Here is a 20,123-nt window from a genome sequence, read left to right as displayed (position 1 = left end):
AGGCGCGCTCTCACTGAGCATTCCGCCCAATGAAAAGCCCCGGATGCTCGTCGCATCCGGGGCAGGTGCCCGGCCTCGCTGCGGGCCAGGTGGGAGGAACGTGTTCAGGCCTTACCAGCCCGCCAGGACCGAACCCTTGAAACGATCGGCCACGAAGGCCTTGATCTCCGGCGAGTGGTAGACTTCGAGCAGCGACTTCACCCAAGCTTTATCCTTATCGGCCTCGCGAACTGCGATCAGGTTCACATAAGGACCTTTCGGATCCTCGCGCAGGATGGCGGAGGTCGGCTCGATCTTGGCGTCGACGGCGTAATTGGTGTTGATCGCGGCAGCCGCGACGTCGGAGAGCGAGCGCGGCGTCTGGGCGGCGTCGATCTCGATGATCTTCAGCTTCTTCGGATTGGCGGTGATGTCGGCGACGGTCGGCTTGAAGCCGACGCCGTCCTTGAGCTTGATCACGCCCTTGTCCTGCAGGAGCAGCAGCGAGCGGCCGCCATTGGTCGGGTCGTTCTGGATCGCGATGGTCGCGCCGTCAGGCACCTCCGACCAGTTCTTGTACTTGGACGAATAGATGCCGAGCGGGAAGTTCACGGTGAGGCCGACGCTGACCAGCTTGTAGCCGCGATCCTTCACCTGGTTGTCGAGATAGGGCTGGTTCTGGAAGGAATTGGCCTCGAGCTCGCCGGCATCGAGCGCCTGGTTCGGCACGACATAGTCGGAGAACTCGATCACCTTGAGGTCGAGCCCCTTCTTGGCGGCGAGCGGCTTCACCTTCTCCAGGATCTCGGCATGCGGACCGGGCGAGGCGCCGATGCGGATGACCTGGTTCTGCTGGGCGAACACCGGCACGGACAGGGTGAGCGCAAGCGCAGCCGAGGCGAAGAGCGCAGTGCGGCGGGTGATGACGGACATGGAAGGCTCCTTGAGCTTGGTCTGAACGGGAATGGAAAAGGAGGGTCAGGCGTGGCGCAGGCGCTTGTTGAGCCGGCGCGCCAGCCGGTCGCCGATGCTCTGCACGGTCTGGACGAGGACGATCAGCACCGCGACGACGACGCCCATCACATCGGGCATGAAGCGCTGGTAGCCGTAGCGGATGCCGAGATCGCCGAGCCCGCCGCCGCCGACCGCGCCGACCATGGCCGAGAAGCCGAGCAGGCTGACGATCGCGAGGGTGAGGCCGAGCGTGATCGCCGGCAGCGCCTCTGGCACCAGCACCTTGCGCACGATCTGCAGCGGCGTCGCGCCCATCGAGCGCGCGGCCTCGACCAGCCCCTGGTCGACTTCGCGGATCGCGCCCTCGATCAGCCGGGCGATGAAGGGCGTGGCGGCGATGGTCAGCGGCACCATCGCGGCATTGGTGCCGATCGAGGTGCCGGCGATCAGCCGGGTGAAGGGGATGATCGCGACGACGAGGATGATGAAGGGCGTCGAGCGCGTCGCGTTGACCAGCGCGCCGAGCGCGGCGTTGACGGCCGGGGCCGCGAAGAGCTCGCCGCGCTTGCTGGTGGCGAGGAAGACGCCTAGCGGCAGGCCGAAGACCGTGCCCAGGCCGGCCGCGACCGCGACCATCAGCAAGGTGTCGCCGGTCGCCTGGACGATGAGACGGATGATCTCAGGAGACATGGCCGATGACCTCCGCCTTGAGGTTGAGACTGTTCAGCGCGCCGAGGATGGCGCTGAGCGCCGGCTCCTGCGCCGGCACGGAGACGAGCAGGCTGCCGAAGGGCTGGCCGGCGATCGCGTCGATCCGCCCGGCCAGGATGTTGACGTCGACGCCGATCGTGGTGCTCAGCCGGCTGATCACCGGGGCGGTGGCGTTCTCGCCGGTAAAGGTGATGCGGACCACGGCGCTATCGCCGGGCTGCGCCTGCTGGTGCAGGCGCTCAGTGAGATGCGCCGGCAGCTCGACACCGGTCACGGTCTCGACGAAGCGCGCCGTGGTCGGATGCTGCGGCCTGGTGAAGATCGGGAAGGTCTCGCCTTGCTCGACGATGCGCCCGCCTTCGATCACCGCGACCCGGTCGCAGATCTCCTTGATAACGGGGATCTCGTGGGTGATCAGCAGGATGGTGATGCCGAGCTCACGATTGACGCGCTTCAGGAGCGCCAGGATCGATTGCGTCGTCTCCGGGTCGAGGGCTGAGGTCGCCTCGTCGCAGAGCAGGACTTTCGGCTCGGTCGCCAGCGCCCGGGCGATGCCGACGCGCTGCTTCTGCCCGCCGGAAAGCTCGGCCGGGTAGCGCCCGCTCTTGTCGGCCAGACCGACAAGGTCGAGCAGCTTCTCGACACGGGCCTTGATCTCGGCCTTCGGAATGCCCCCGATCTCCAGCGGCAGTGCCACGTTGTCGAACACCGTGCGCGAGGAGAGCAGGTTGAAATGCTGGAAGATCATCCCGGTCGAGCGGCGGCGCGCCCGCCAGCCGGCCTCGGTCAGGTTGGTCACGTCCTCGCCGTCGAGCAGGACACGGCCGGACGAGGCGCGCTCCAGCCCGTTGACGAGGCGGATGAGCGTCGACTTGCCGGCGCCGGATCGGCCGATCACGCCGAGGATCGCACCCTTGGGCACGGCGAGATCGATGCCTTGCAGAGCTGCGACCTCGCCCTGGCCGGAGCGGCCTGGAAAAACCTTGCCGACGCTCTCGAAGCGGATCGCCGCGTCGGCAATGGGAAGGGGAGCGGCGCCGACGCTGAAGGCGTCGCGCCTGACTGGGGCGTTCATCATGTCCTCAGAATTGGCTGTGGCAGGACCAGTGGGTCAGGCCCAGCTGTTCGAGCGTGACCTCGTGGATCGAGCGGCGACGGGCCTCGTCATCGTCCTCCGTCGGCGCCTTCTCCGGCCCCCGGTCAAGCTCGGCCGGGAAGGCGTGCTCGAACCAGTCGGCCAAATGGGCGCGGAAGACACCGAGGAAGCTGGCGCTGTCCTCGTTCATGACGCCAGCCGCGTCCGGTTTGCCGGACGCTTGCCGAGCTGGCGCGCCGCGAGCTCGGCTGCGCTCGGCGTCGCGAAGCGCTGTCCCTCCAGCGCCCGGAAGGCGGCGGAGGCCGAGATGAAGGTGAAGAAGCGCTCATCGGCACGGCGGTTGACGAGTCCGGCCTGGGTCTCGCCGATCTCGATGACATAGCTTTGCTGGCTGGTGGACATGATCTGCCTTTCGCCGCTGATGCGGCGCTCGAATGGGATCTGACTGGAAAGGAGCCCGGCTCTCGGCGCGGGCAGTCGTTCAGCGCTGGATCTGCATTCGACAACAGCAGGCGGCCGGGATGATCGCGACGGCTGGCTGGGGCGGCTTCGAAAGGGTCATGTCAAACTCCGCTTTAGCGTTTGGTGACGCGGCGCAAGCTGCTCGCTCAAATCTCCGCGGCCACCGGGCTCGCCCGATGACGACGCCAATCTGGTCGAGACTGTCCTCTTTGTCAACCCAATCGTTCTTTTAAAGAAACGTTGCGCCGGAGAAGGATTTTCTTCGGAGCAGGCCCGCCGGCGAAATCTCCCTGCTCCTTGTCGTAGCGCAGCCTGCGACAGCACTCCGCTTGACGCCGGCTGCGACAGCAGTCCATGTCAGGGCATGCCGGCCACCGCCTCCATGCTTGCGCGCTTGCGCCACTCCGTCCTCGGAGCCTGGTTGGCGAGCGCCTATGCGCTGGCGGTGCTGGCGGCGGCGCTCGCGCCGTCAACGGCCTTCGCCGCGCATCCGGCGCTCGATGGTGCGGTGCTCTGTTCGGGCCAGCCGGCTCCGGACCAGAACCTGCCGGCCTCCGATGCCGGCCAGCAGCATTGCCAGGGCTGCCCGACGAACCCCATCGTCGCGGCCCCGCCCGAGGCGCTCCAGCCTGCCGGCAGCCGGATCGCTCTGCTCGTCGCCGCACCGCAACTGCTCGCCGCCGGACTGCCGCGCGGCGTCTTGCTCGGCCTGCCGCAGTCACGCGCCCCGCCGGCCACAGCTCTCAGCTGACGCATCGCTTTTCCCGCCCAAGCCGCGCCCAAAGAGGCCGCGCTCAGGGGTTCAAGGCCGCCCGGCGGCCAGCCATTTTCAGGATTTTTCCGATGAACAAGCCCGTTCGCATGCTCGCGGCCGCCCTGCTCGCGCTGTCGAGCACCGCCGCCTTCGCCCATGAATTCAAGCTCGGCCCCCTCAAGATCGGCCATCCCTGGTCGCGCGCCACGCCGGGCGGTGCCAAGGTCGGCGGTGGCTATCTCACCATCGAGAATACCGGCACGACGCCCGACCGGCTCGTCGCCGTCTCCGCTCCCTTCGCCGTCCGCGGCGAGATCCACGAGATGGCCACCAGGGACGGCGTCATGACCATGCGCGAGCTGGACAAGGGCGTCGAGATCCCGCCGGGCGGCAAGGTCGAGTTCAAGCCCGGCGGCTACCACATCATGTTCCAGGAGCTGAAGCAGCCCTTGAAGCAGGACGAGATGGTCAAGGGCACGCTGACCTTCGAGAAGGCCGGCACGATCGAGGTCGAGTTCAAGGTCGAAGGCATGGGCGCCCGCGGCGGCAGCGAGCCGGCCGGCGGCGGTCATAAGCATTGAGGCTTGGCGGCGCAGGTCTCCTTCTCCCACCCATCTCGGGCTCGCCCGAGATGGGCAGATATCGGTGCCAAAGTCGGGAACACCCGACTTTGGTGCGGGAGAAGGTGGCTCGGCGAAGCCGAGACGGATGAGGGGTCGCGCGACGATTGCCGCGCGGCGCTTCGACCAGGCTCAACGATTTCGGACGGCGCGACCCCTCATCCGCCCCTGACGGGGCACCTTCTCCCGCAAGGGGAGAAGGGAAGGGGCCGCCCGCCCGGTCGTTCGCTCAGAGCTTCGCGCGCGGATCGTGCTTGGCCAGCCGCGCCAGCAGGTAGTCGACCTCGGCCTTGGCAGCCGCGGTGAGGCCGGCACCTGGCTTGCGCTGGGCGTCATGGGCGAGGATGCCGCGCTTCGCCATCACGTATTTGCGCACGGCGAGGCCGACGCCCTGCTGCTGCTCGTAGCGCAGCAGCGGCAGATGCGCGTCGAAGATGTCATGGGCGGCGTCGCGCTTGCCTTCCTTGCTCAAGCGCACCACGTCGATCAGCAGCTCGGGGAAGGCGTAGCCCGTGTTCGCCCCGTCGACGCCGCGCTCCATCTCGAAATCGAGGAAGAGGCCGCCATTGCCGGTCAGGATCGCGATCTTGCGCAGCGAGCCTTCAGCCTCGAACTTGCGCAGGGTCGAGATCTTCTCGAGGCCCGGCCAGTCCTCGTGCTTCAGCATCACGCAGGACGGGTTGTCCATGACGATCCGGCGGATCACGGCCGGCGTCATCACCACCGAAAGCGTCAACGGATAATCCTGGATGACGAACGGGATGTCGGTGCCAATCGCCTCGACCGCCTGGGCGTAGTAGTTGACGATCTGGTCGTCGGTGCGCAGCGAGGAGGGCGGGGCGATCATCACGGCGCCGGCGCCGAGGTCCATCACCTGCCGCGCCAGCGAGCGCATCGCGGCGAAGCCCGGCGCGGAGACGCCGACGATGATCGGCTTGCCGCCCATCTTCGCGACGCTGCGCTTGACCAGCTCGACCGATTCATCCGGCTCGAGCTTGGGCGCCTCGCCCATGATGCCGAGCACGGTGACGCCATCCGAGCCGATGCTCGCATAATACTCGAACAGCCGGTCGGCGCTCGCCCAGTCGATCGCCCCGTCGGGCATGAAGGGGGTCGGGGCGATCGGGAAGACGCCGCCGGCGTCGATGGTCAGGCGCATGGTCGTGGCTCTCGCTCTTCAGGCGCCTTCGCGGCGCCGTGTTTGATAGGACAGCGGCAGCGGCCCTTCCGTCGTCTTCGCGACAGAGGGCCCTCGAAAATTCAGCGCTCAGACGATCTTGGTGCTGACCGTGCCGACGCCGGCGATGGTGCCTTCCATCAGGTCGCCGCGCTTGACGGCGGCGACGCCCTCCGGCGTTCCGGTCATGATCAGGTCGCCCGGAGCGAGCTCGACCAGTCCGGACAGGTAGGCGATCGTCTCCGGCACGTTCCAGATCATCTTCGCGAGGTCGGAGGTCTGGCGCACCGCGCCATTGACCTTCAGCTCGATCAGCCCGGCATCGGGATGGCCGGCCTTGGCGGCCGGCACGATCTCGCCGATCGGCGCCGACTGGTCGAAACCCTTGCTCATGTCCCAGGGACGGGCGGCCTTCTTGGCGGCGGCCTGCAGGTCGCGACGGGTCATGTCGAGGCCGGCGGCATAGCCGTAGACATGGGCGAGCGCATCGGCCTCGGCGATGTCCTTGCCGCCCTTCCCGATCGCGACGACGAGCTCCATCTCGTGATGCAGGTCGCTGGTCTTGGTCGGATAGCGCGTATCCGCCCCGCCGGTCACGACGGCATCGGCCGGCTTGGTGAAGAAGAACGGCTCCTCGCGGTCCGGATCCCCGCCCATCTCGCGGGTGTGCTCGGCGTAATTGCGCCCGACGCAGAAGATGCGCCGCACCGGGAAGAGCCCGCCACCCGCGACCGGCACCGTGGCGATGGCGGGCGGATCGATTACGTAATTCGACATGGCAGGCGGCACTCCTCTGACAACTTCGGTGCCGTTCATGCGGGAGCGCGAGCGCGGGGGCAAGTACCCGGAGTTAAGTGGCGGGGCTGCACGGATGTCATTCCGTCATGGCGAGCACAGCGAAGCAATCCAGGGGAGGCCGGGCACCCAGTCCCCCTGGATTGCTTCGTCGCTGCGCTCCTCGCAATGACGGCGAGGCTAAACCTTCGGCAATTCCGGCACCTTATAGGCCGTCGTCGCCTTGATCCGCTCCATCGCGAAGCGCGAGGTGACGTTCTTGAGCGGGATCGTATCGATCAGCTTCTTGTAGAAGCTGTCATAGGCGGCCATGTCGGCGACGACGACGCGCAGCATGTAGTCGACATCCCCCGCCATCCGATAGAACTCCATCACCTCCGGCATAGAGGCGACGGTCTGGGCGAATTTCTCCAGCCAGGGGCCGGAATGGTCGGCGGTCTCGATCTGCACGAAGACGGTCAGCCCCAGGCCGATCTTCTCCGGCGCCACCAGCGCGACGCGCTTGGTGATGACGCCGGTCGCTTCCAGGCGCTGAATCCGCTTCCAGCACGGAGTCTGCGACAGGCCGACCCGGTCGGCGAGCTCCGCGATCGAGATGTTGGCGTCGCTCTGCAGGACGGTCAGAATTTTACGGTCGATCGCATCCATTCTCTTCAGCCTATGCCGGCGGAGAAAATTCTTAGCACTTTCTGTGCCAGTGTAGAATTTTCTTCCTTTTGACGCATCAATCTTGTATTTAGATAGAAAATCCTTTTATGAGCAGTCAATAGGCTGAATTCACACCACACCTGAGGAATTAGAGATGGACCGCCGCCAGTTCCTGTTCGCCGGCACTTCCCTTGTGGCCGCAGCGTCGTTTGCCGGCGGCGCCCGTGCGCAGGCCGGTGTCGCCGCTCGCGTCGGCTACATCCCGGTCATCGGCACCGCGCCGGTCTTCGTCGCCAATGGCGAGGGCTGGCTGAAGGAAGCCGGCATCGCGCCGACCTTCACCGTGTTCGAATCCGGCCCGAACATGATCCAGGCGCTGGCCTCGGGCACGATCGATCTCTATGTCGCCGGCGTCGCGCCGCTCGCCGTCGCCCGCTCGCGCGGCGTCGATATCCGCGTCGTCGCCTCGACCGCGACCGGCGAGAACGTCTTCGTCGCCGCTCCCTCGCTCGCCAAGTTCTTCACGCCGGGCACCAGCGCGGCCGCGGCCTTCAAGGCCCAGAAGGCCGCGAGCGGCAAGCCGGCCCGCCTCGCCACCCAGCCGGCCGGCTCGGTGCCCAACACCGTTCTGCAATACTGGCTCTGGGAGGTCGCCAAGGCCGACAAGGGCGATGTCGAGATCGTGCCGATGGGCATCGACGCGACCCAGCAGGCCGTGCTTGCCGGCGCCGTCGAGGGCGCGATCGTGCGCGAGCCGGCGCTGACCATCATCCAGACCCGCAATCCCGGCATCAAGCTGGTCGCCGGCGGCGAGGAGATGTTCCCCGGTCAGCCCGGTACGGTGGTCGCCGCCTCCGGCGCCTTCGTCACCAAGAACCCGGACGCGGTGCAGAAGCTGGTCGGCGGCCTCGTCAGGGCAGCGGACCTGCTCGCGAAGTCGCTCGACAAGGCCGCCCCGCATGTCGGCGCAGCGCTCGGCAAGGGCATCGTCGACCCGGCCTTGATCCAGAAGGCGCTGGTCTCGCCGGCCAGCAAGTTCGAGATCGACCCGCGCAAGATCATCGAGCCTGCGCGCGCCATGCAGGCCTATCAGGTCAAGCTCGGCTCGCTCGAGAAGGAACTTCCGTTCGACGGACTGTTCGAGACGCAGTATTACGAGCGCGCCATCAAGGGCTGACGCGGATACAGGCGGCTGATTTGACTGCATTCAGGGCTCCGGCCCTCGCCCTCGCGGGCCTCATCGTCTTCCTGCTGCTCTGGGAGGCGATCCCCTATTTCGGGCTGGTCAATCCGGCCTTCCTGCCGGGGCCGAGCGTCCTGCCGGTCGCATTCTGGCGCGAGGTCACCTCGGGCGCCTGGGGCTCGGCCATCCTCGGTTCGCTCTGGCATTATTTCATCGGGCTCTTCGTCGGCGCCGGCCTCGGCGCTGCGCTCGGCATTTTCGTCGGCATGTTCAGGATCGCCGAGGAGGCGACGGCCTGGGTCGTGCGGGTGCTGCGGCCCATCCCGGGCCTCGCCTGGGTGCCCTTCGCCATCATCTGGTTCGGCGTGAATCCGTCGGCCGCGGTGTTCATCATCGCGATCGGCGTGTTCTGGATCGTCTTCTTCGCGGCACAGGGCGCGATCAAGGGCGTCGATCGCGATCTCGTCGAGGTCGCCGATGCCTTTGGCTTCCGCTCCTCCTGGCAGCGCCTCACCAAGATCCTGCTGCCGGCGGCGCTGCCTGGCATCCTCGTCGGCGTGCGCACCGCGCTCGGCCAGGCCTGGATGGCGGTGGTCGCAGCCGAGATCTTCGGCGTCGCCGGCGTCGGCCAGCGCATGATGCAGGCCTCCAGCCTGCTCGCGACCGATATCGTGGTGATCTACATGCTGACCATGGCTGCGCTTTACGGCCTGCTCGACACCTTGTTCGTCGCTCTCCAGGGATGGCTGCTGCGATGGAAAGCGTGATCGACATCAAATCCCTCTCGCTGACCTTCACCAGGGACGGCGAGGCGACGGAGGTGCTGCGCAAGCTCGACCTGCAAGTCGCGCGCGGCGAGTTCCTGGCGATCGTCGGCCCCTCCGGCGTCGGCAAGTCGACGCTGCTGCGTGTCGTCGCCGGCCTGGCCAGGCCGAGCGGCGGCGAGGTCGTGATCAACGCGAAGGACGCGACCCGCCGCCCGGTCGCGCTCGTCTTCCAGGATTCGCGCCTGCTGCCCTGGCGCAAGGTGATCTCCAACGTTGCCTTCGGGCTCGAAGGGCAGGTTCCGCGCGCCGCCCGGCTGAAGAAGGCGCAGGAGATGCTCGACCTCGTGGGCCTCGGCCATCTCGCCCAGCGCTGGCCGCATCAGCTCTCCGGCGGCCAGCGCCAGCGCGTCTCGCTGGCGCGCGCGCTCGCGGTCGAGCCCGAGATCCTGCTGATGGACGAGCCGTTCTCGGCGCTTGATGCGCTGACCCGTGAGAACCTGCAGGACGAACTGATCCGCGTCTGGCAGAGCACCGGCAAGACCGTACTCTTCGTCACCCATGATATCGACGAGGCCGCCTATCTGGCCGACCGTGTCGTCGTGCTGTCGGGCGCGCCCGGCCAGATCATCGCCGAGCATCGCATCAGCGCCCAGCGGCCGCGCAAGCGCGGCGCCGAGGGCGAGGCCGAGATCGTGCGGGCGGTCAGGCTGGGGCTGGGCGGCGAGGTCGTGACGGACGGCGCGGCGATCTGATCACTGCCCCTCGACGAAGGCCTTGAACGTCTCGCCATACGCGCCATGCCAGCGCGAGAGCGGCGGGCGGTTCTCGACGATATCGCCGATCGCCCAGAGCATGCGCTTCTCGTCGAGCGTGCGCGGCGTGTCGTTGTCCGGGCAGAGAATGTAGAAGTCGCCCGCCTCCAGCCGCTCCATCATGAACGCGATCACCTGTTCCGGCATCCAGGCGCCGGCGGGCTTCTCGGTACGTCCCTTGGCCGCCAGCGGCGTGTAGACCCAGCCAGGAATGAGCAGATGGGCGCTGACCTTGCCGCCCTCCTTCTGGCGCAGCTCGTGTTGCAGCGCCTCGGTGAAGGCCTTCACCCCCGCCTTCGAGACATTATAGGCCGGATCGCCCGGCGGCGTGGTGATGCCCTGTTTCGAGCCGGTATTGATGATCACGCCGGGCTCGCCGCTCGCGACCATGCCGGGTCCGAAGATCTGGCAGCCATTGACGACGCCGCCGAGATTGACGCCGAGAATGCGCTCCCAGCTCTCGCAGGATCCGAAGATCGCGCTGCCCGGCTGGATGCCGGCATTGTTCATCAGCACGTGGACATTGCCGAAGCGCGTCGTCACCTGCTCGTGCAGGGCGCGCAGTTCGTCCGAGCGCGAGACGTCCGTCGCGGCGGCGAGCACGTTCTCCTCGCCCACGATCGCGGCCAGGACCTGGCCGGCGGCCTTCAGGGCCTCGCCATCGCGGTCGGCAATCACCACCTTCATGCCGAGCGAGGCGAAATGCCGGGCGGCGGCGAAGCCGATGCCCGAGGCTCCGCCGGTGATCACGGCGACGCGCGAGGGGGCGAAGGCGGAAAACTCGATCGTCATGGGAGGTCTCGCGATTCGGGTGGTGGGCGGCGGCACCTAAGGGGCGGCTCGGGGCGACATCATGGCGCGTCGCGCTGTTTTGAAGAACGTCTGAAAAAGCCGGCCTCACCGGCTTGTCATTGGCCTCGGCCGCCGGATTGGGGCACTAGAGCAGGGAGTTTCGAAGGAACGATGACGGCAGTCATGGGTGATCGCAGCGCAAACCGCTTCCTCCGGCAGGGCCTGCTCGCCCTGGCGCTGCTGACGCCTGCCGCTGGCTTTGCTGCGGAATCGCCCGCCGTCACCAGCCCGCGCCTCTCCGCCACCCTGGTCTCCAGCCGCGACACGGTTCAGCCGGGCGAGCGCTTCCAGGTCGCGCTCAAGCAGAAGATCACCAAGGGCTGGCACACTTATTGGGCCAATCCCGGCGATTCCGGCGAGGCCACCAAGATCGACTGGACCTTGCCGGAAGGCTATGCCGCCGGCGAGATCCAGTGGCCGGCGCCAAAAGCCATCCCTTTCCCGCCGCTGGTCAATTTCGGCTTCGAGGGCACGGTGCTGCTGCCGGTCGAGATCACCGTGCCGGAGAGCGCCAAGCCGGGCGAGACGCTCACGCTCAAGGCCAATGCGACCTGGCTGGTCTGCGAGAAGATCTGCATTCCCGAAGAGGGACTGTTCACGCTCGACCTGCCGATCGGCCCTGCGGCGGTCGTCGATGAACAGGCGCAGCAGCGCATCGAAGCGGTGCGCGCCGCGCTGCCGCAGCCGGCTCAGTTCAAGGCCAGGCTGACGGGGGAGGGCGACAGGCTCGCGCTCGCCTTGCCCGGCATCGGCAAGGCGGCGACGGATCTGCGCTTCTTCCCGCTTTCCGACACGCTGATCGACCACGCAGCGCCGCAAGCCCTCGCGGCTGAGGGCGAAGGCGCCAGCCTGCAGCTCACCCGCTCGAGCGCCTTCAAGATCACCAGGCCGGAACTCTCCGGCGTCGTCACCTATCGCGAGGGCAGCATCCCGCGCGCGCTGACGCTGGTGGCGGATGTCGAGCCTTCCCTGGTGACCGCTGCCACCGAGGCTGCGCCGAGCGGCACCGCCGTCGTGCGGACGCCGGCCCCGCCGCCCGAGAGCGATCTCACGCTCTGGGCCGCACTCGCCTTCGCCTTTGCCGGCGGCCTGATTCTCAACCTGATGCCCTGCGTGCTGCCGGTGCTCTTCATCAAGGCGCTCGGCTTCGCGCAGCTGGCGCAGGCGAACCGGGCCGAGGTGCGCGAGCAGGGCCTGCTCTTCCTCTGCGGCGTGCTTGCGACCTTCCTCGTGCTTGCTAGCATCGTCATCGGCCTGGGCGCGCTCGGCACGAGCGTCGGCTGGGGCTTCCAGCTGCAATCGCCGCCGGTGGTGATTGCGCTCGCGGTCATCATGGCGCTGATCGGCTTCAACCTGCTCGGCGCCTTCGAGGTCGGCAGCTCGGTTCAGGGCGTTGGTCACGGCCTCGCCAGCAGCGGCGGCCGGATGGGCGCCTTCATGACGGGCGCACTCGCGGTCATCGTCGCCACGCCCTGCACGGCGCCCTTCATGGGCGCGGCCATGGGCTACGCGCTGACCCAGCCGCCGGCGCTCGCGCTTTGCGTCTTCCTTGCGCTTGCGCTCGGCTTCGCCGCGCCGGTCGTCATGCTCTCCTTCGCGCCGGGCTGGCTGCGCCTCCTGCCAAAGCCCGGCCGCTGGATGGTCATTCTCAAGCAGGCCTTCGCCTTCCCGATGTTCGCGACGGCGATCTGGCTGGTCTGGGTCGCCTCGGTCCAGGCTGGGCCGATGGGCGTGCTGGCCGCGCTCGTCGCCGTCCTCGCCGCCGGCTTCCTGGTCTGGTTGCTCGGCCTCAGCCGAGGGGCGGGCGGCCGCACCCGCGTCGCCACCTCCATTCTGGCGCTGCTCGTCGCCATCGGCGCCGGAACCTTCGTCGTCCAGAGCGCCGTGCCGAGCGACGGTCCGAGCGAGGCGCGCGCCGGCGAGGTCGAGGCCTGGTCGCCCGAGCGCGTCGCCGCGCTGCAGGCGCAGGGACGGCCGGTCTTCGTCAATTTCACCGCGGCCTGGTGCATCACCTGCCTGGCCAATGAGCGCGTGTCGCTGTCGCGGCAGGAGGTCAAGGACGCCTTCGCCTCGCTGAAGGTCGCCTATCTCAAGGCCGACTGGACCAATCGCGACAAGGTCATCGCGCAGGCTTTGGCCGAGCATGGCCGCGCCGGCGTGCCGCTCTATCTGTTCTACCCCGCGTCGAAGGGCGGGCAGGCCGAGATCCTGCCGCAGCTCCTGACGACGGACATGCTGATCACCGCGGCCGAGCGCGCAGCCGGCCGCGAGGTGAAGACGGCCGCGAGCCGGTGAGCCCGATGGCGGAAGGGAGATAGCGTTTCGCCGTTTTGCTCCGAACCAGAGCATCGCGCGGAAAAGTGGAAACCGGTTTTCTGCATGAGCGATGCGACAAGTAAGTCTATGCAACCCGAGACGACGGAGACAGACATGAAAGCCATGACCAGGCAGACTTTCATCGCCGGCCTTGCCCTCGCGGGGCTGACCCTAACCGCCGGCGCCGGCTTCGCCCAGAATGCGCCGAAGATCGGTGCCGCTGCGCCAGCCTTCTCGGTCGTCGATGCCGACGGCAAGCCGCAGAAGCTTTCGGATTTTGCCGGCAAGACGGTGATCCTCGAATGGACCAACCATGACTGCCCCTATGTCCGGAAGCACTATAACAGCGCGACCATGCAGAACCTGCAGAAGGATATGACCAAGGACGGCGTCGTCTGGCTGAGCGTCATCTCCTCGCCGCCGGGCGAGCAGGGCTATGCAGACGGACCGCAGGCCAAGAACCTGACCAAGACCCGCGACGCGGCGCCGAGCAATGTGCTGCTCGATCCGAAGGGGGCGATGGGGCGCGCCTATCACGCGCAGACCACCCCGCATATGTACATCATCAACCCGCAGGGCACCCTGGTCTATGCCGGCGCGATCGACGACAAGCCCTCCGCCAGCGCCTCCAGCCTCAACGGCGCCAAGAGCTATGTCCGCCAGGCCATGACCGAGCTGAAGGCCGGCAAGCCGATCTCGGAAGCGGCGACCAAGTCCTATGGCTGCGCCATCAAGCTGGCGCCGACGACCTGAGCGGCCACACGGCGCTGAACGCACCGTTCTTGCGATGGTCGGGCTTGTCCCGGCCATCCGTCTTCATCGATCCCATGCGGTGTTCAAGACGAGGATGCTCGCCACATGGGCGAGCATGATGCTGGCGGGCAGCGATGACCCATTGCCGGTGCTTGCCGGGCCAGTGCTTACCGGCCAGCCCCGACGCATTCCACAGGCGTGACCTGGCGGCGGCCGCCCTGCACCACGATCAGTTCCTTCTTCCCGTCGGGAGCGATGTGCAGCACGCTGCCATCCTCGTTCAGGACATAGGCCGAAAGCCCGGCCTGCCGCGTCCGCTCGATCTCCCGGCGCCGGAACTGCCTGATCTTCTCCTCGTAATAGATCGCGTTCATGTCGTGTCCCCCGCATGTCGGCGGGCTGACGCTTAGGCGCTCGGGAGCCGCGAGAATGTGCGCTAGATCACACAATGCGGCCGCAAGAAGGCCGGAGGCCGCACCCGACCAGGCCATCGAGCCCTGGACCTCCTGCGACCTGCTCAGAGGGCGGCGATCCGGGACGCCACCGGATTCGTCCCGCGCTATTCGAGAATGTAGAAGTTTATGCTAGCGTTAACCTTGCTCGCTCTCACGCATCCAGCGATGACAAGGAGGCTCCTCATGACTCTCCAGATCGGCAGCTCCGCACCGGATTTCGAGGCCGAAACCACCGAGGGACGAATCCGTTTCCACGACTGGATCGGCGATTCCTGGTGCGTGCTGTTCTCCCATCCGAAGAACTTCACGCCGGTCTGTACCACCGAACTCGGCTACATGGCCCGGATCAAGCCGGAATTCGACAGGCGTGGCGTCAAGATCATCGGTTTCAGCGTCGACCGGGTCGAGAACCATGGCCGCTGGGCCGAGGATATCCGCGAGACGCAGGGCGCTGCGCTGAACTATCCGATGATCGGCGATCCCGATCTCGCCGTGTCCAAGCTCTATGACATGCTGCCCGCGGACACGCAGGGCAGTTCGGACGGGCGCACACCGGCGGACAACCAGACGGTGCGCAACGTCTTCGTCATCGGCCCGGACAAGAAGATCAAGCTCATCCTGGTCTATCCGATGACCACCGGCCGCAATTTCGACGAGGTGCTGCGTGTCATCGACTCGCTGCAGCTGACGGCGAAGCACCGGGTCGCGACGCCGGTGAACTGGCAAATGGGTGATGATGTCATCATCGCCGGCTCCGTGCCGGACGAGGAGGCGCGAAGGCTCTATCCGAACGGCTGGACCTCGCCGAAGCCCTATATCCGCATCGTGCCTCAGCCCACCGGCTGAGCCCGCGATTCGGCCTCCGATCGAGCCGCTAAAGCATTTTCGAGCGAAGTGGGGGCCGGTTCGTGTTAAGAAAAATGTGATAAAACAAAGAGTTAGAGCAGTTCCGCGGTTCGGGGAATCGCGGAACTGCTCTGGAGCGCGGCGGAGGCCGCATCAGATCGTCTCGCGACGTGCCGGGCCATCACCGCATCCGGAGCAGCACGCATGAACGAGTCTTCGCCGAGGCCGCGGGCTCCCGATGGCCGCATGAAAAGCCCGACGGTCGATGCCTTCTTCGAACCCCGCACCTGCAGCGTCCAGTACGTGCTTTCCGATCCGTCGAGCGGCCGCTGCGCCCTGATCGACCCGGTGCTCGACTATGACGAGACCTGCGGCGCGACGGCCACCATATCGGCCGACGGCCTGCTCGCCTTCGCCCGCGAAAGGGGCCTGACGATCGACTGGATCCTCGATACGCACCCGCATGCGGACCATTTCTCGGCAGCAGGCTATCTCAGGGAGAAGACCGGCGCGAAGACGGCGATCGGCGAGCATGTGACGAAGGTCCAGACGCTCTGGAAAGCCATCTACAATCTGCCGGACACGTTCAGGACGGACGGTTCGCAATGGGATCGTCTCTTCGCGGATGGCGAGATATTCCGCGTCGGCAATCTCGATGTGAGCGTGCTGTTCTCGCCTGGACATACCCTGGCCTCGATCAGCTATGTCGCCGGCGACGCGGCCTTCATTCACGACACGCTCCTCATGCCCGATTTTGGCACGGCGCGCTGCGACTTCCCTGGCGGCGACGCGCAGGCGCTCTGGGGCTCGATCCAGCGTATCCTGGCCTTGCCCGACCTGACACGCCTGTTCTGTGGCCACGATTACCAGCCGGGAGGGCGCCCTCCGGCCTGGGAGAGCACCGTTGCCGAGCAGCGAGCCAGCAATGTCCACCTGACACAGGCCGGTGACGAGGCGACCTTTGCCGCGTTGCGCCGGGCCCGCGACGCCACCTTGCCGATGCCGAAGCTGATACTCCACGCCTTGCAGGTGAATATCGCCGGCGGCCGCCTGCCGGCGAGCGAGAGCAACGGCACCTCCTATCTCAGGCTGCCGCTGAACGCGCTCAAGCGCTGAGACAGAGAGGCTTCATCGTACCCGGCCGGGCGCTCACGCCCGCCCGAGCCGCGTTCCGCTCGTCGCGTCGAAGACATGCACCCGGTCGGGATCGACGGTGATCCAGAGCCGGCCGGGCTGTGCCGCGACCTCGCCTGTCGCCGCCTGCATCACGAAGGGCAGGCCGGAGAGCTGGCCGTGGAAGAGCTGGGTCGCGCCGAGCTCCTCGATGAACTCGACATCGAAGGGCAGCGAGCCGGCCTGCCCCTCGGTGACGATCTCGATATCCTCGGGTCGCAGGCCGACCTCGACCTTGGTCCCGGCCGCGAGATCCTGCTGCAGGTCGCGCGCCTCGAGGATCGCATCGCCGAGCGCGACGATGCCCGGCCCGTCGATCGTGGCCGGCAGGATGTTCATCGGCGGCGAGCCGATGAAGGTCGCGACGAACTTGCTTGCCGGCTTGCGATAGACCTCGGAGGGCACGCCGATCTGCTCGACCTGGCCGCCATTCATCACCACCAGCTTGTCGGAGAGCGTCATCGCCTCGACCTGGTCATGCGTGACATAGATCGAGGTGACGCCGAGCGCACGCTGCAGCTTCTTGATCTCGACGCGCATCTGCACGCGCAGCTTGGCGTCGAGATTGGAGAGCGGCTCGTCGAACAGGAAGACCTGCGGCTTGCGCACGATGGCGCGGCCCATGGCGACGCGCTGGCGCTGCCCGCCCGAGAGCTGGCGCGGCCGCCGCTGCATAAAGGGCTCGATCGCCAGGATGCGCGCGGCCTCGGCCACGCGCTTCTCGATCTCGTCCTTCGGCGTGCCACGGTTGCGCAGCCCATAGGCCATGTTGTCGTAGACGCTCATATGCGGGTAGAGCGCGTAATTCTGGAACACCATGGCGATGTCGCGATCGGCCGGCTCGATCTGGTTGACCACCCGATTGCCGATCGAGACCTCGCCGGCGGAGATCGTCTCCAGCCCCGCCACCATGCGCAGCAGCGTGGACTTGCCGCAGCCTGAGGGGCCGACGAGCACGCAGAAGCCGCCATCGGGAATGTCGAAGGAGACGCCCTTCACGGCCTCGACGCCGCCGGCATAGACCTTCTTGACGTGGGTGAGGGTGACCTGGGCCATAAGCGGGCTACTTCTCGGTTTCGACCAGGCCCTTCACGAAGAGCCGTTGCATGACGATGACGACGAAGACGGGCGGCAGCATCGCCAGCATGGCGGTGGCCATGGCGAGCTGCCATTCGGTCAGGGCGTCGGAGGTGACGATCATCTTCTTGATGCCAATGACGATGGTCAGCATCGAGTCCTTGGTGGCGATCAGCAGCGGCCAGAGATACTGGTTCCAGCCATAGATGAACTGGATCACGAAGAGCGCCGCGATCGTGGTGATCGAGAGCGGCAGCATCGTATCCTTGAAGAACTTGAACGGCCCGGCGCCGTCGATCTTCGAGGCCTCCAGCAATTCGTCCGGGATGGTCAGGAAGAACTGGCGGAACAGCAGCGTCCCGGTGGCCGAAGCGATCAGCGGCACGGCCAGGCCCTGATAGGTGTCGAGCATGCCGAGATCGGAGACGATCTTGAAGGTCGGGAAGATACGCACCTCGACCGGCAGCATCAGCGTGACGAAGATGATCCAGAAGGCCGCCATCCGGAACGGGAAGCGGTAGTAGACGATGGCATAGGCCGAGAGCACGGAGATGATGATCTTCCCGATCGCGATCGTCATCGCCATGACGAAGGAGTTGAACATCATCGTCGCGACCGGCTCGCGCGTCGTGCTGGACGTGCCGACGAAGAGGACCCGGTAATAGTTCTCGAAGAAATGCGGGCCGGGATAGAGCGGCAATTGCCCGTTGATGATGGTCGCGGCATCCCAGGTCGAGGCGACGAAGGTCAGCCAGACCGGGAAGGCGACGATGGCGACGCCGATCGTCAGGATGATATAGGCGATGAGATCGCCGAGGCGCCGGTCTTCGACCATCAGTCCTGTCCTCCGGCGGAAGTCGTCATTGCGAGGAGGCCTGGCCGACGAAGCAATCCAGCGGCCGCAGGCAATCGCCCTGGATTGCTTCGCGGAGCCTGTACCCGGGCTTGCCGAAGGCAAGACCCGGGTGCTCGCAACGACGGAAGGGTGTTGGCAACCATCAGTGCCAGGCCTCCCGGTCGCGCAGTAGCTTCGCCAGCGTCTCGGCGCAGGCCTCGAGGAAGGCCTCGCCCTTCTCCTTGGTGGCGCGGCGGGCATCGCCGATCACGCCGGTCTCGGTCATCTCGCGGAAGGGCCGGTAGCGCCCGACGAGCGGGCGGGTCAGTGCGGCGAGATCCGCGTCGAGCATGCCGAACGCCTCGGGTAGCCGGTCGTGCTTCACCGTCTGCGGCGCCAGCACCATCATCATCGACGTTTCGACCTCGCAGGCATGGAGCACGCTGACCTGGTCCTGCATGAAGGGCTGCATCGCCTCCTGCGCCAGGGTGAAATAGGTCGTGCCGAGGATGCGCAGCGTGGTCTCGCGCGCGAAATCGGGCAGGAAGGCGGCGAGCGCGGCGATATTGCCGCCATGGCCGTTGACGATCACCACACGGTTGAAGCCGTGGCGCTCGATGCTCCTGAGGAAGGCGAGCAGGACGGCGCGATAGGTCGGGATGTCGAAGGTGAAGGTGCCGCCGAAGGCCATGTGATGCTCGGCCATGCCGCACCAGAGCGTCGGCGCGACCACGACCTCGACATCGCCGGCGCGCTCGGCCGCCGCCTTGCAGACGCCGCCGCACAGGATGGTGTCGACGCCGACAGGCAGATGCGGCCCGTGCTGCTCCATCGAGGCGATCGGCAGCACGACGACGGCATCATTCGCCGCCTTGTGCCTCAGATCCTCAGCCGTGAGCTCCTGCCAGAGAACGGACGCCATCAGTAGCTCACCTTGCGCTCGATGAAACGGAACTGGATCGCCGTCATGCCGATGACCATGACCAGCAGGATGACGGACTGCGCCGCCGAGCCGCCGAGATCGGTGCCGCCCTTGCCGTCGGCCCAGACCTTGTAGACCAGCGTCTGGGTTGCGCCCGACGGACCGCCGCCGGTGACGGTGTCGATGATGCCGAACGTGTCGAAGAAGACGTAGACGATGTTGACCGTGAGCAGGAAAAAGGTGGTCGGCGAGAGCAGCGGGAAGACGATGGTCCAGAACCGGCGCATCGGCCGGGCGCCGTCGATCACCGCCGCCTCGATCACGCTTTTCGGGATCGCCTGCAGGCCGGCGAGGAAGAACAGGAAATTATAGCTGATCTGCTTCCAGGTCGCCGCCAGGATCACCAGCAGCATGGCGTGATTGCCGTTGAGCCGCGGGTTCCAGGCGATGCCGAGCGATTGCAGGCCGCGCGCCAGCATGCCGAGCGAGGGATCGAACATGAAGAGCCAGAGCACGCCGGCGACGGCCGGGGCGACCGCATAGGGCCAGATCAGCAGGGTCTTGTAGACCTCGGCGCCCCTGATCTGCCGGTCGGCCATCACCGCGAAGAGCAGCGCGATCGAGAGCGAGAGCACGCAGACGAAGCTGGAGAAGATGACGGTGTTGACGAAGGCTTTGAAATATTCCGGCCGCGAGAACAGCTCGGTGTAATTCTCGAACCAGACGAATTCGGTCGAGGTGCCGAAGGCGTCCTCCAGCAGGAAGCTTTGCCAGACCGCCTGGCTCGCCGGCCAGTAGAAGAACACGATGGTGATCGCGAGCTGCGGCAGGAGGAGCAGCAGAGGGATGGTCAATCCCTTGAAATAGGCGTTCTTCTGCATGGGCGCCCGCGGAATGAAGTGAAAGGCCGGGGCTCATGCCCCGGCCTGAATTGGT

Annotated in this window: 23 protein-coding genes; 9 read left to right on the top strand and 14 right to left on the bottom strand. The window is 66.6% G+C overall.

Translation table 11 applies throughout. The features are described from left to right. Nucleotides 1–111: 111 nt before the first annotated feature. From EV560_RS06180 to EV560_RS06160, 5 genes are read right to left on the bottom strand one after another with little or no spacing between them, the layout of a single operon-like run. Complete coding sequence (locus tag EV560_RS06180) at nucleotides 112–912, bottom strand: MetQ/NlpA family ABC transporter substrate-binding protein (RefSeq protein ID WP_131854866.1); 801 nt, start codon at nucleotides 910–912, stop codon at nucleotides 112–114. Nucleotides 913–957: 45 nt separating this feature from the next. Next, nucleotides 958–1,623: a methionine ABC transporter permease gene (locus EV560_RS06175; protein ID WP_131854865.1), complete on the bottom strand. Its 666-nt coding sequence runs from the start codon at nucleotides 1,621–1,623 to the stop codon at nucleotides 958–960. After that, on the bottom strand, nucleotides 1,613–2,719 hold the full coding sequence (locus EV560_RS06170; RefSeq protein ID WP_131854864.1) for a methionine ABC transporter ATP-binding protein: 1,107 nt from the start codon (nucleotides 2,717–2,719) through the stop codon (nucleotides 1,613–1,615). Before EV560_RS06170 ends, EV560_RS06175 begins: the two co-directional genes overlap by 11 nt. Before the next feature lie 7 nt (nucleotides 2,720–2,726). Continuing rightward, nucleotides 2,727–2,930: a hypothetical protein gene (locus tag EV560_RS06165; RefSeq protein ID WP_131854863.1), complete on the bottom strand. Its 204-nt coding sequence runs from the start codon at nucleotides 2,928–2,930 to the stop codon at nucleotides 2,727–2,729. After that, nucleotides 2,927–3,142: a hypothetical protein gene (locus EV560_RS06160; protein ID WP_131854862.1), complete on the bottom strand. Its 216-nt coding sequence runs from the start codon at nucleotides 3,140–3,142 to the stop codon at nucleotides 2,927–2,929. The genes EV560_RS06165 and EV560_RS06160 overlap by 4 nt, the downstream gene beginning before the upstream one ends. A 481-nt stretch (nucleotides 3,143–3,623) precedes the next feature. On the opposite strand from EV560_RS06160, the gene EV560_RS06155 reads away from it, so the two are divergent. Together EV560_RS06155 and EV560_RS06150 are read left to right on the top strand one after the other, a co-directional pair. Next, nucleotides 3,624–3,953 carry a hypothetical protein gene (locus EV560_RS06155; RefSeq protein WP_131854861.1) on the top strand — a complete coding sequence of 110 codons (330 nt, stop codon included), beginning with the start codon at nucleotides 3,624–3,626 and terminating at the stop codon, nucleotides 3,951–3,953. 92 nt (nucleotides 3,954–4,045) lie between these two features. Beyond that, nucleotides 4,046–4,537, top strand: a complete 492-nt coding sequence (locus tag EV560_RS06150; RefSeq protein WP_131854860.1) for a copper chaperone PCu(A)C — start codon at nucleotides 4,046–4,048, stop codon at nucleotides 4,535–4,537. Nucleotides 4,538–4,805: 268 nt separating this feature from the next. Here EV560_RS06150 and EV560_RS06145 read toward each other — a convergent pair whose 3' ends face one another. The 3 genes from EV560_RS06145 to EV560_RS06135 all read right to left on the bottom strand — a co-directional run bounded on the left by EV560_RS06145 (nucleotide 4,806) and on the right by EV560_RS06135 (nucleotide 7,196). After that, on the bottom strand, nucleotides 4,806–5,735 hold the full coding sequence (locus tag EV560_RS06145) for a dihydrodipicolinate synthase family protein (protein WP_131854859.1): 930 nt from the start codon (nucleotides 5,733–5,735) through the stop codon (nucleotides 4,806–4,808). A gap of 108 nt (nucleotides 5,736–5,843) precedes the next feature. Further along, a complete protein-coding gene (locus tag EV560_RS06140) occupies nucleotides 5,844–6,530 on the bottom strand; it encodes a fumarylacetoacetate hydrolase family protein (protein WP_131854858.1) in 687 nt (228 codons plus the stop codon). Between the two features lie 198 nt (nucleotides 6,531–6,728). Continuing rightward, complete coding sequence (locus EV560_RS06135) at nucleotides 6,729–7,196, bottom strand: Lrp/AsnC family transcriptional regulator (RefSeq protein ID WP_131854857.1); 468 nt, start codon at nucleotides 7,194–7,196, stop codon at nucleotides 6,729–6,731. Nucleotides 7,197–7,350: 154 nt separating this feature from the next. Here EV560_RS06135 and EV560_RS06130 point away from each other — a divergent pair, with 154 nt between their 5' ends. From EV560_RS06130 to EV560_RS06120, 3 genes are read left to right on the top strand one after another with little or no spacing between them, the layout of a single operon-like run. After that, nucleotides 7,351–8,373 (top strand): ABC transporter substrate-binding protein, encoded by a 1,023-nt coding sequence (locus EV560_RS06130; protein WP_131854856.1) that lies wholly within the window; start codon nucleotides 7,351–7,353, stop codon nucleotides 8,371–8,373. A gap of 20 nt (nucleotides 8,374–8,393) precedes the next feature. Next, nucleotides 8,394–9,146 carry an ABC transporter permease gene (locus tag EV560_RS06125; protein WP_131854855.1) on the top strand — a complete coding sequence of 251 codons (753 nt, stop codon included), beginning with the start codon at nucleotides 8,394–8,396 and terminating at the stop codon, nucleotides 9,144–9,146. After that, nucleotides 9,134–9,898, top strand: coding sequence for an ABC transporter ATP-binding protein (locus EV560_RS06120; RefSeq protein WP_248311921.1), 765 nt, complete (start codon nucleotides 9,134–9,136; stop codon nucleotides 9,896–9,898). Before EV560_RS06125 ends, EV560_RS06120 begins: the two co-directional genes overlap by 13 nt. Here the strand turns inward: EV560_RS06120 and EV560_RS06115 are convergent, their stop codons facing one another. Beyond that, entirely contained in the window at nucleotides 9,899–10,750 is an 852-nt protein-coding gene (locus EV560_RS06115) for an SDR family NAD(P)-dependent oxidoreductase (protein ID WP_131854853.1), read from the bottom strand. It abuts the gene before it with no gap. 183 nt (nucleotides 10,751–10,933) lie between these two features. Here EV560_RS06115 and EV560_RS06110 point away from each other — a divergent pair, with 183 nt between their 5' ends. Continuing rightward, nucleotides 10,934–13,105 (top strand): protein-disulfide reductase DsbD family protein, encoded by a 2,172-nt coding sequence (locus tag EV560_RS06110; protein ID WP_131854852.1) that lies wholly within the window; start codon nucleotides 10,934–10,936, stop codon nucleotides 13,103–13,105. A gap of 135 nt (nucleotides 13,106–13,240) precedes the next feature. Further along, a complete protein-coding gene (locus EV560_RS06105) occupies nucleotides 13,241–13,879 on the top strand; it encodes a redoxin domain-containing protein (RefSeq protein ID WP_131854851.1) in 639 nt (212 codons plus the stop codon). 167 nt (nucleotides 13,880–14,046) lie between these two features. On the opposite strand, the gene EV560_RS06100 is transcribed toward EV560_RS06105, so the two are convergent. Next, the gene (locus EV560_RS06100) at nucleotides 14,047–14,253 is read right to left on the bottom strand and encodes a hypothetical protein (RefSeq protein ID WP_131854850.1); all 207 of its coding nucleotides are present in this window, start codon (nucleotides 14,251–14,253) and stop codon (nucleotides 14,047–14,049) included. A 264-nt stretch (nucleotides 14,254–14,517) separates the two neighbouring features. On the opposite strand from EV560_RS06100, the gene EV560_RS06095 reads away from it, so the two are divergent. Both EV560_RS06095 and EV560_RS06090 read left to right on the top strand, forming a co-directional pair. After that, nucleotides 14,518–15,180 (top strand): peroxiredoxin, encoded by a 663-nt coding sequence (locus EV560_RS06095; protein ID WP_131854849.1) that lies wholly within the window; start codon nucleotides 14,518–14,520, stop codon nucleotides 15,178–15,180. 246 nt (nucleotides 15,181–15,426) lie between these two features. Next, nucleotides 15,427–16,296, top strand: coding sequence for an MBL fold metallo-hydrolase (locus EV560_RS06090; RefSeq protein ID WP_248311920.1), 870 nt, complete (start codon nucleotides 15,427–15,429; stop codon nucleotides 16,294–16,296). Between the two features lie 33 nt (nucleotides 16,297–16,329). Here EV560_RS06090 and EV560_RS06085 read toward each other — a convergent pair whose 3' ends face one another. The 4 genes from EV560_RS06085 to ugpA all read right to left on the bottom strand — a co-directional run bounded on the left by EV560_RS06085 (nucleotide 16,330) and on the right by ugpA (nucleotide 20,068). After that, entirely contained in the window at nucleotides 16,330–17,409 is a 1,080-nt protein-coding gene (locus EV560_RS06085; RefSeq protein WP_131854847.1) for a sn-glycerol-3-phosphate import ATP-binding protein UgpC, read from the bottom strand. Nucleotides 17,410–17,416: 7 nt separating this feature from the next. Further along, a complete protein-coding gene (ugpE, locus tag EV560_RS06080; RefSeq protein ID WP_131854846.1) occupies nucleotides 17,417–18,265 on the bottom strand; it encodes a sn-glycerol-3-phosphate ABC transporter permease UgpE in 849 nt (282 codons plus the stop codon). A 163-nt stretch (nucleotides 18,266–18,428) separates the two neighbouring features. Further along, nucleotides 18,429–19,187 (bottom strand): creatininase family protein, encoded by a 759-nt coding sequence (locus EV560_RS06075; protein WP_131854845.1) that lies wholly within the window; start codon nucleotides 19,185–19,187, stop codon nucleotides 18,429–18,431. Next, a complete protein-coding gene (ugpA, locus tag EV560_RS06070; protein ID WP_131854844.1) occupies nucleotides 19,187–20,068 on the bottom strand; it encodes a sn-glycerol-3-phosphate ABC transporter permease UgpA in 882 nt (293 codons plus the stop codon). Before ugpA ends, EV560_RS06075 begins: the two co-directional genes overlap by 1 nt. Nucleotides 20,069–20,123 lie beyond the last annotated feature (55 nt).

This window comes from Allobosea sp. BK604 (assembly GCF_004341515.1).
Taxonomy (GTDB): Bacteria; Pseudomonadota; Alphaproteobacteria; order Rhizobiales; family Beijerinckiaceae; genus Allobosea.
The sequence above is the reverse complement of the archived record's forward strand: the minus strand, read 5'-3'. Positions and strand labels throughout refer to the sequence as shown.